The following is a 9,509-nucleotide window of genomic DNA, read 5'->3' on the forward strand; positions in this document are numbered from 1 at the left end:
GGCCCGGGGCCGGGTAAAAGTTCAGGTTCAGTATAACAGTCTTTCCCCTCCAGGGCAAGAAAAACCGGGGGACCGGCCTCGGTCCCCCGGTAAACAGAATAGCTGCGCGCCGCTTGTTACAGCCGCTGGGCCAGCGCCGCCGCGTCCTGTTCCGCCTGCGACAAAATGGCCTCCGGATCGGCGCCCCAGATATCCAGCCCCTGAGCCGCCAAACAGTGGGCCTCCGGAACGCCCAGCATGGCTCCCAGAGCCTTGACATAGTCGAAACCGAAATTCTGCCCCTCCAGCGGCCCGCCGGCGGTGGTGCAGTAGACCAGAGCCCGGGCCCGGCTCAATCCCACCTGTCTGCCGTCCTCCTCATAGCGGAAGGTGATTCTCAGGGTGCTGGCCCACTCCAGATAGACCTTCAGCGCTGCGGGGAAGGCCAGGTCCCAGTAGGGCGCGCCCACCAGGATCAGATCGGCGGCGGCCACCTCCCGGGCCGGGGCCAGCAGAGGGTGGTCCGCGCCCCAATTTCCCCGCTGTTGGGCCAGCTCCCCAGTCAGAAGGGGCAGGTCACACCGGCTCAGGTCCCGGTGGACCACCTCCGTGTCCGGGCGGCGGGCGGTGTATTCCTCCAGAAAGCGCCGGCACAGCCGGTGGGTCCGGGACAGCTCCGGTCCCCGCATACAGGCGTCGATAAACAAAATCTGCTCCATGTCAGTTTCCTCCTCTGTGGGCCAGGGCCCGGCCCGCTGTTTTCACCAGATATTCCATGGCCTCCACGGGGTATTTGCCCACGGCAGTCTCCCCGGTGAGCATGAGGGAGGAGGCCCCGTCCAGCACTCCGTTGTAGATGTCCAGCACCTCAGCCCGGGTGGGGACAGGCCGCTGCTCCATGGACCACAGCAGCTGGGTCACCAGACAGAAGGGCCTCCCCGCTTCACGGCACCGGCGGGCAATATCCTTCTGGACGGCGGGCAGCTCCCACAAAGGCATAGAATTGCCCAAATCCCCCCGGGCGATGCAGATCTGGTCGGCGGCGGCTATGATCTCGTCCAGGTGGTCCAGACCCTGCCGGTTCTCGATCTTGGCCATGATCTGAACATGTCCCAGGCCCCGCTGGTCCAGCGCGGAGCGCAGGGCCAGCAGGTCCTCCTGCCCCCGGACGAAAGGCTGGAGGATATGGCTGACCCCGAGCCGGCCGGCCAGATCCAGATTTTCCAGATCCGAGGGGGTCAGGGGCGGAACGTCGGGCTGCACCCCCAGAATGGCCAGACTTTTCCGGCTGTTCAGGACACCGCCCCGGAGCACCCGGCAAGTAAGGGCGCGGCCATCCGTATGCTCCACCGTCAGCAGCAGGGCGCTGTCATCCAGAGAGAGCTGATCCCCCCTCCGGGCACACCGGAGGACCGCCCCGGGCACCGGGACGCCTCCCTCGCCCAAAAGCAGCTCCATCCCATCTTTAAGGTGAATGGGATGCGGCAGCCGCCCTACCCGCAGCTCCGGCCCCTCAAGGTCGATGATGAGGTGGGCGTCCACCCCCGCCGCCTGGGCGGCGGGGCGGTAGACCTGCTCCAGCATGGAGGCGCAGTCGGCCAGACTGATGTGAGACAGATTCAGGCGGGCTCCCGTCATCCCGGCGCGGAACAGCCCGGACAGTTTGTCGCGGCTCCAGCAGGAGACGCCCAGTGTGCCGTAGAAATCCATAGCTGCGTTCTCTCCTTCTCAAAACAGTCAAGATGATTATGCCGCCAGCGGGGGAAGAAAGTCAATATAAAAAGCGGCAGCCCGTTTTGGGCTGCCGCAAGGGACAGGACTCAATTGGCCTGACGCTTTTTCATGAACACCAGGAAGCACAGCATCAGCACAATGCCCACCGGCAGGGCGATCAGACCGGGCAGACCGTTGCTGGCCAGCAGGCCGGCCAGAATGTAGGAGACGCCGGAGATCACCGCGCAGGAGATGGCGTAGGGCAGCTGGGTGGACACATGGTTGACATGGTCGCACTGAGCGCCGGCAGAGGCCATGATGGTGGTGTCGGAGATGGGGGAGCAGTGGTCGCCGCAGACCGCGCCGGCCATACAGGCGGAGATGCAGATGATGGCCAGGGGGTTGTCCATGGAGAACACGTTCTGCACGATAGGGATCAGGATGCCGAAGGTGCCCCAGCTGGTGCCGGTGGCGAAGGCCAGCAGGCAGCCGATGACGAAGACGATGACAGGCAGCAGCATCTGGACGCCGGTGGCGGAGGTGCGGACGAAGTCACGGACAAAGTACTTGGCGCCCAGAGAGTCGGTCATGGCCTTCAGGGACCAGGCAAAGGTGAGGATCAGGATGGCGGGGACCATGGCCTTAAAGCCCTCGGGGATGCAGCCCATCATCTCTTTGAAGGACATGGACTTGCGCAGGAAGTAGTACAGGAAAGCAAAGACCAGACCGAAGGCGGAGCCCAGCATCAGACCCACGGAGGCGTCGGAGTTGGAGAAAGCCTCGATGAAGCCGGCGCCGGAGAAGAAGCCGCCGGAGTAGATCATGCCGATCACGCAGCATACCACCAGCACCACGATGGGCAGGACCAGGTCCATGACCTTGCCCTTGCTCTCGTCGATGTCCTCGTCCAGCATGGCGTAGGGATTGGAGCCGGAGAACAGGTCGCCGTTGACCTTGGCGTTGTGCTCGAACTTGGCCATGGAGCCGAAGTCCACATCCATGATGACCAGGCCCAGCATCATCACGATGGTCAGCAGGGCATAGAAGTTGTAGGGGATGGCGCGGATGAACAGGCTGAAGCCCTGACCGTCCTCGGCAAAGCCGGACACGGCGGCGGCCCAGGAGGAGATGGGGGCGATGATGCAGATGGGGGCGGCGGTAGCGTCGATGACGTAAGCCAGCTTGGCACGGGAGACGTTGTGCTTGTCGGTGATGGGACGCATGACGGAGCCCACGGTGAGGCAGTTGAAGTAGTCGTCAATGAAGATCAGGCAGCCCAGCAGGATGGAGGCCAGCTGCGCGCCCACCCGGGACTTGATGTTCTCCTTGGCCCAGCGGCCGAAGGCGGCGGAGCCGCCGGCCTTGTTCATCAGGCACACCATGGTGCCCAGGATGACCAGGAAGATCAGAATGCCCACGTTGTAGCTGTCGGACAGGACGGAGACGACGCCGTCGCTGAACACATGGAGCATGGTGCCCTCAAAGCTGAAGTTGGAGTACAGCAGACCACCCACCAGAATACCGATGAACAGGGAGGAGTAGACCTCCTTGGTGATCAGCGCCAGGGCGATGGCGATGATGGGGGGCAGCAGGGACATGGCTGTGTTGTAGAAATTGCTGGGGGACCGGACGTAGCCCTCGCCGCCGCAGGTATCGCAGGGGACGGCCTCGCACTCCTCAGACAGGACAATGCCCACCGCGCCGCAGTCGGGACACTCGATCATCTTGGTGCCCGATTCCTCGGTGGGATCGGCGGCAAAGGCAGTGGTAGCCAGGGCCAGCACCATCGTCAGAACCAGGATGGCGCGGACGGGCCAGGATCTTCTCGCTCTCATTTTGATTCCCTCCATATATTTTTGGGGTATTCCCCCGGTCTCACGAAACAAAAAGCCATGGGCCCGAAGCGCCCATGGCAAAGCCGATATCCCCGCACACAGCCGGGGACGTCAGGATAGCGCTCCACTGTTTCGTGACAGTCCGCGGGATGTTCTCCCACGGCCCAGATCACCCGGCCCAGGCAGGCCGAAAGACCTTCGGCGGTCCACCCTCTCCCGAAGGACGGCTGCCTGGCCTTGTCCTCCGGTACGCATGAGTACCGCGCCTCTATCCAATATTAATTTGGAATTGCAAGTATCCTATCACGGACTTTCAGGGATGTCAAGGCCGTTTCGGCAAAAAGACCGCGATATCCTTAGTTTTCTTCACTTTCTTCACTGAACATGAAGAACGTAAAGGTGCCCGTGGCGACGGATTTGTTCTGGTCGTTGGTCAGCACCACCTGGATCACAGACAGGTTGCGGCCCAGCTTCTTGGGCGTGGCCTCGCAGACGATCTTGGAGCCGGTGGCGGGACGGAGAAACTCCATGCTGAAGCTGGAGGTAACGCAGCTGCCTCCCTCGGAGCAGGCACAGCAGCCGGCCACCGTGTCTGCCAGGGTGGTCAGCGCGCCGCCATGGACATTGCCGTGGGGGTTGATGCTGTTGGGGCCCACGGTCAGCTCGCCCCGGGCGCGGCCCGGCTCCACATCGGTGAGCAGGATGCCGTTTTCATAGGAGAACTGGTGGGGGGTGTTGGTGGCGCGGATGATCGAAACATTATGCTGTTCGGGGGCCATTTGACTCTCTCCTTTATGATTTCAGCAAGGATTTACTTTCGGACGGGGATTCTAGCACAATTTTGCTTCGAAAGCAAGGCCCTTTGCCTGTTTCCTTATAAAAAGTATAGAATCAGGGAAGATACCACCCAACCATAAAGGAGAAGGGCCCATCCGCTGGAAAAGTCTGTTGCCCGTTTCCTTATAAAACGCATAGAATAGGGGGAAAGACCACTCAACCATAAAGGAGGAGAGCGTATGGAACAGCAAATGGACCTGTCCGCTCTGGACGGGCGGAACATTGATCCGGAGACGTTTCGGCGGGTCTGGGCGCGGGTCATGCCCAACCAGGAGAACAGCCCCGTAGTCCTGGATATCGGCGGGCAGGAGCAGCCACGCCGGGAGGCAACAAAGCCCCCCCGCCGGGAGGCGGAAGAGCGCGCTCCGGAGAAAACGGAAGGGGAGAAGCCCGGGACGGAGGAGCGGCTGCGGCGCCTGATGGATATGGCCTGGGCGGGCGCGGGAGCGGGAAGCGCACTGGCCCGCAGGATGGGAAACCGGGACCAGCGGCTGACCGGACTGGCGGCGGACCACCGCCGGGCTCTGCGGCAGCTGGCCGCGGCCTATTTTCTGGCTACCGGCCGGCGTCACCGTCCCCGGGGAGAGGCCCCGTCCAGAGGCGGAGACCTGAGTTTGGCCCTTCGGGAGCAGTTTTTGTGGGAGCAGCGGTGGGCCGCGGCCTGTCTGGAGGCGGCGAAGGAGGCGGAGGACCCGGCGCTGGAAGAGCTGTGCCGGGAGCTGGCCCAGGATGCCGGCCTCCATCAGCGGGGAATCCGGGCCGTGCTGGAGCAGATGTAAGGGGAGAGAGTTGACGGGGACCGCTGCCCTGGAGTAAACTAAGAAAAAAGGCCCTCCTCCGGGAAGGGCCGGAAACGAGGTCGCGCCATGAGGGAGCCGCGGGAATTTTCTTATCCGTCCAGCGATGGGAACCACACCGTACACGCCATGGAGTGGCTGCCCCAGGGCCAGCCCAGGGCGGTGGTCCAGATCGTCCACGGGGTGGCGGAGTATGTGGGCCGCTATGACCATGTGGCCCGGTTTCTCACGGAGCGGGGCTTTCTGGTCTGCGGCGAGGATCACCTGGGCCACGGAAAGACCGTGGACGACGGGAAATACGGCTATTTCGGCCCCAGGGGAGGCTGGGATCTGGTGGTCCGGGATATCCGCCGCCTGCGGGAACTCCAGGGGGAGAAGTACCCCGGGGTCCCCTATGTGATGCTGGGCCACTCCATGGGCTCTTTCCTCACCCGGACCTACCTGATCCGGTGGCCGGGCACGGTGGACGGGGCGGTCCTGTCGGGCACGGGACAGGAGCCGGCTCCTCTGGTGGCGCTGGGCAAGGCCCTGGCCGGCGGCCTGTGCCTCCTCCGGGGCGGAGACTCTGTCAGCCCCCTGGTCAACGCCATGTCCCTGGGTGCCTACAACAAGAAGTTTGCCCCCAACCGCACCGGCGCCGACTGGATCAGCCGGGACGAGGCGGTGGTGGATGCTTATCTGAAGGACCCCCTTTGTACGTTCATGCCCACGGTGGCCATGTTCCGGGATATGATGGGGGGCCTGCAATATATCGCGGACCGGAACAATCTGGCCCGGATGGACAAAGAGACTCCGGTCTACTTCCTGTCCGGCGACCGGGACCCGGTGGGTGCTATGGGCAAGGGCGTGGAAAAGGTGGTCCGGATGTTCCGGAAAGCGGGCTGCCGGGACGTGTCTGTGAAGCTGTACCCCGAGGGGCGGCACGAGATGTTTAACGAGCTCAACCGGGACGAGGTCATGGCCGACCTGCTGGCCTGGCTGGAATCCAAGCTGTAATGAAAAACAAACAGGCGGCTGTCAGCCGCCTGTTTTTCGTGGGAGAGAAAACGGCACCGGAACCTGGGGTTCCGGTGCCGTTTTGAATCAGGATTTCTCCGGGGGCTCAGTAGAGTCCGCGGATGGGGCGGGATCTTGGGAACCAGCGGACTGCTCGGGCTCGCCGGCGGGAGCGTCCGGGGACTCGGGGGAGGGCTCATCCGTCTCCGGGTCCTCCGGCGCGGGAGCCTTGATCTCCTCGCTGACGATGTGGATGTGCTTGGCGGGGGCCTCGATGCCCTCGGGCTGGGAGGGCCGGAAGGAATTCTGGCCGCGCTGTCTGGTGGAGGCGTAAGCGTCCTCCACCAGGGCGGGATCCCGGCCCTCGATGATGGCCACCATTTCGCCGCCGGTGATGGTCTCCTTGTCCAGCAGGTAGGCCACCACCTTGTGCATATCCTCCAGATTATCCCGGATGACCTGCTCCGCGTCGGCGTAGCACACGTCCAGAATGGCCTTCACCGCCTTATCCATGACGGCGGCGGTGTCCTGGGCACAGTCCAGACCGTAGCCGCCGTCCAGATACTGGCTGCGGACAGAGCCCAGGGCCATCATGCCGAACTCCTCGCTCATGCCGAACATGGCTACCATGTTCCGGGCGATGTTGGTGGCCTCCTGGATGTCCTGGGAGGCGCCGTTGGTCATGGTGTTCAGCACCACCTGCTCGGCGGCACGGCCGCCCATGGAGACAGCGATCTTGGCCATCAGCTCTTCCTTGGTCCGCAGGTTGGTCTTATCCTCCTCGGGCATCAGCAGGGTGTAACCCAGAGAGCCCTCGGTGTGGGGGACGATGGTGATCTTCTGTACCGGCTCGGCGTTTTTCTGCTTGTAGGCCACCATGGCGTGACCCACCTCGTGGTAGGCCACCAGCTTGCGCTCGAACTCGGTGAGAACGGAATTTTTCTTTTCGCTGCCGGCGATGACGAACTCGAAGGAGGCCAGCAGGTCCTCCTGATTCACTGCCCGGCGGCCCTTGCGGACGGCACGGAGGGCGGCCTCGTTGACCAGGTTGGCCAGGTCGGCGCCTACGCAGCCGGCGGTGGCCAGGGCAATCTTTTTCAAATCCACGTCCTCGGCCAGCTTGATCTTCCTGGTGTGGACCTGGAGGGTGGCCAGACGTCCGGCCAGATTGGGCCGGTCAATGGTGATGCGCCGGTCGAAGCGGCCGGGACGGAGCAGGGCCTTATCCAGGACCTCGGGCCGGTTGGTGGCGCCCAGAACAATGACGCCCTTGCCGGGGTCGAAGCCGTCCAGCTCGGCCAGCAGCTGGTTCAGGGTCTGCTCCCGCTCGTCGTTGCCGCCCATACGGTTGTCGCGGGATTTGCCGATGGTGTCGATCTCGTCGATGAAGATGATGCAGGGGGCCATCTTGCTGGCCTCCTTAAACAGGTCACGGACACGGCTGGCGCCCACGCCCACGAACATCTCCACAAAGTCGGAGCCGCTGATAGAGAAGAAGGGGACTCCGGCCTCGCCGGCCACGGCCTTGGCCAGAAGGGTCTTGCCGGTGCCCGGAGGGCCCACCAGCAGGGCACCCTTGGGTAGCTTGGCGCCGATCTCGGTGTACTTCTGGGGGTTGTGGAGGATGTCGATGATCTCCTGGAGAGACTCCTTGGCCTCGTCCTGGCCGGCCACGTCCCGGAAGGTGACCCCGGTCTTTTTTTCCACATAGACCTTGGCGTTGGCCTTGCCCACGCCGCCGATGCCTCCCATGCCGCCCTTGCCGCCGATGCCCCGGAACAGGAACAGCATCAGCCCCACCATGATGAGCATGGGCAGGAGGGTGGAGATGAGCAGGGAGAGGTAATAGGAGGAGCTGTCCACCGGTTCGGTGTAGAAGTCCACATCGTGGTCCTTCATCAGCTGGATCAGGCCGTCATCCTCCACGGGAGGCGGGGTGGTGACGTATTTTGTCTCCTTGTTATTCTGGATGGGCGTCAGGAGGGCGTTGCCGGCGCCCTCCTCGGGCTCGGGCAGATAGGCCTCGGCCTCGGACTCCATCCCTTCCTTCAATTCAATGATGTATTTGCTGTTTTCCAGCTCGACCGATTCCACCAGATCGGCAGCGACCCATTTGTGGAAAACGGAGTAGTCCACCTGGACCTCGTTGGCGCTGGCATAGGAAGAGGTGCAGCTCTTCAGCAGCATGGTGCCTACCAGAGCCCAGAGAATGATGGTGACCAGACCAAACGCATTCTTTTTGTTGTTTCCTTTATCAGGTTTCAAAGGAGAATACCTCCATATGCTTTCTTTTTGTCTGCTGGGCAGGATATGCTGGACAGTATCATACCACAATGCCGCATCAAAAACAAGAAATGCCGGTGTAAACTTTCTGTGAAGGCGGGAAAACGTCCGGGAACAAAAATTGCCGGCGAAACGATTTGCCACTTCCACCTCCGGCTGAAATATGATATACTAATTTTTATCTGTCAAACACCTTTGGATCGGAGGAAAGATTCCATGAACAAAAGACCGCCCCTGCGCCATTCCGCCCCTGTGGAGTCGGAAAACGACGGGATCATCGAGGGCCGCAACGCGGTGATCGAGGCCCTGCGGGCCGGCGTGACCATTGATAAGATCTTCATCATGAAGGGGGAGACCGACGCCACCCTGGGCCACATCGCTTCCACCGCCCGGGAGCAGGGCATCGTGGTGGTGGACGCCGACCGGCGGAAGCTGGACGGCATGAGTCGCACCCACTCCCACCAGGGCGTCATCGCCCAGGCCGCCGTCCGGGAGTACGCCACCGTTGACGATATTCTCAACGCCGCCCGGGAGAAGGGGGAGAATCCCCTCATCGTGGTGTGCGACGAGCTCAGCGATCCCCATAACCTGGGGGCGGTCATCCGTACCGCCGACGCCGCCGGAGCCCACGGGGTCATCATCCCCAAGCGCCGCTCCGCTGGACTGACCGCCGTGGTAGCCAAGACCTCCGCCGGGGCGGTGGCCCACGTCCCCGTGGCCCGGGTGCCCAACATCACCGCCCTGCTGAAGGAACTGAAGGAGGAGGGCGTCTGGGTCTTCGGCACCGCCGCCGGGGGGACCACCTCCCTGTACCAGGCTGACCTGAAGGGCCCCGCCGCCATCGTCATCGGCAGCGAGGGGGACGGCATGAGCCGCCTGGTGGCGGAGAACTGCGACTTTACCGTGTCCATCCCCATGTTCGGGAAGATCAATTCCCTCAACGCTTCCGCCGCGGCGGCCGTGCTGCTGTATGAGGCGGTGCGCCAGAGAATCGGCGGGTAAATTTTAGTTTATGGATGTATTATGGGGCGTCGGGGACGCCGCCCCCTACGCACGGTTTACAATATGG

Annotated in this window: 8 protein-coding genes and 1 riboswitch; of the genes, 3 read left to right on the plus strand and 5 right to left on the minus strand. The window is 62.9% G+C overall.

Annotated elements, in window-relative coordinates; translation table 11 throughout:
* Positions 1-116: 116 nt before the first annotated feature.
* The 4 genes from I6E39_RS08835 to I6E39_RS08850 form a co-directional block, all read right to left on the minus strand.
* Complete coding sequence (locus I6E39_RS08835) at positions 117-698, minus strand: NAD(P)H-dependent oxidoreductase (protein ID WP_235381234.1); 582 nt, start codon at positions 696-698, stop codon at positions 117-119.
* Between the two features lies 1 nt (position 699).
* On the minus strand, positions 700-1,689 hold the full coding sequence (locus I6E39_RS08840; protein WP_235381235.1) for a pyruvate kinase: 990 nt from the start codon (positions 1,687-1,689) through the stop codon (positions 700-702).
* Positions 1,690-1,799: 110 nt separating this feature from the next.
* Entirely contained in the window at positions 1,800-3,527 is a 1,728-nt protein-coding gene (locus tag I6E39_RS08845; RefSeq protein ID WP_235381236.1) for a Na+/H+ antiporter NhaC family protein, read from the minus strand.
* A 109-nt stretch (positions 3,528-3,636) separates the two neighbouring features.
* A riboswitch (Lysine riboswitch) is annotated at positions 3,637-3,806 on the minus strand.
* 77 nt (positions 3,807-3,883) lie between these two features.
* Positions 3,884-4,306: a PaaI family thioesterase gene (locus tag I6E39_RS08850; protein WP_235381237.1), complete on the minus strand. Its 423-nt coding sequence runs from the start codon at positions 4,304-4,306 to the stop codon at positions 3,884-3,886.
* A 237-nt stretch (positions 4,307-4,543) separates the two neighbouring features.
* Here I6E39_RS08850 and I6E39_RS08855 point away from each other — a divergent pair, with 237 nt between their 5' ends.
* Both I6E39_RS08855 and I6E39_RS08860 read left to right on the plus strand, forming a co-directional pair.
* Complete coding sequence (locus tag I6E39_RS08855) at positions 4,544-5,143, plus strand: hypothetical protein (RefSeq protein WP_235381238.1); 600 nt, start codon at positions 4,544-4,546, stop codon at positions 5,141-5,143.
* Positions 5,144-5,230: 87 nt separating this feature from the next.
* Complete coding sequence (locus I6E39_RS08860) at positions 5,231-6,157, plus strand: alpha/beta hydrolase (protein WP_235381239.1); 927 nt, start codon at positions 5,231-5,233, stop codon at positions 6,155-6,157.
* 87 nt (positions 6,158-6,244) lie between these two features.
* Here I6E39_RS08860 and ftsH read toward each other — a convergent pair whose 3' ends face one another.
* A complete protein-coding gene (ftsH, locus tag I6E39_RS08865) occupies positions 6,245-8,344 on the minus strand; it encodes an ATP-dependent zinc metalloprotease FtsH (protein WP_420908188.1) in 2,100 nt (699 codons plus the stop codon).
* 312 nt (positions 8,345-8,656) lie between these two features.
* On the opposite strand from ftsH, the gene rlmB reads away from it, so the two are divergent.
* Positions 8,657-9,442, plus strand: a complete 786-nt coding sequence (rlmB, locus tag I6E39_RS08870; RefSeq protein ID WP_235381241.1) for a 23S rRNA (guanosine(2251)-2'-O)-methyltransferase RlmB — start codon at positions 8,657-8,659, stop codon at positions 9,440-9,442.
* The last annotated feature ends 67 nt before the right edge of the window (positions 9,443-9,509 follow it).

Source organism: Pseudoflavonifractor phocaeensis, from assembly GCF_021531375.1.
Lineage (GTDB): Bacteria > Bacillota > Clostridia > Oscillospirales > Oscillospiraceae > Lawsonibacter > Lawsonibacter phocaeensis_B.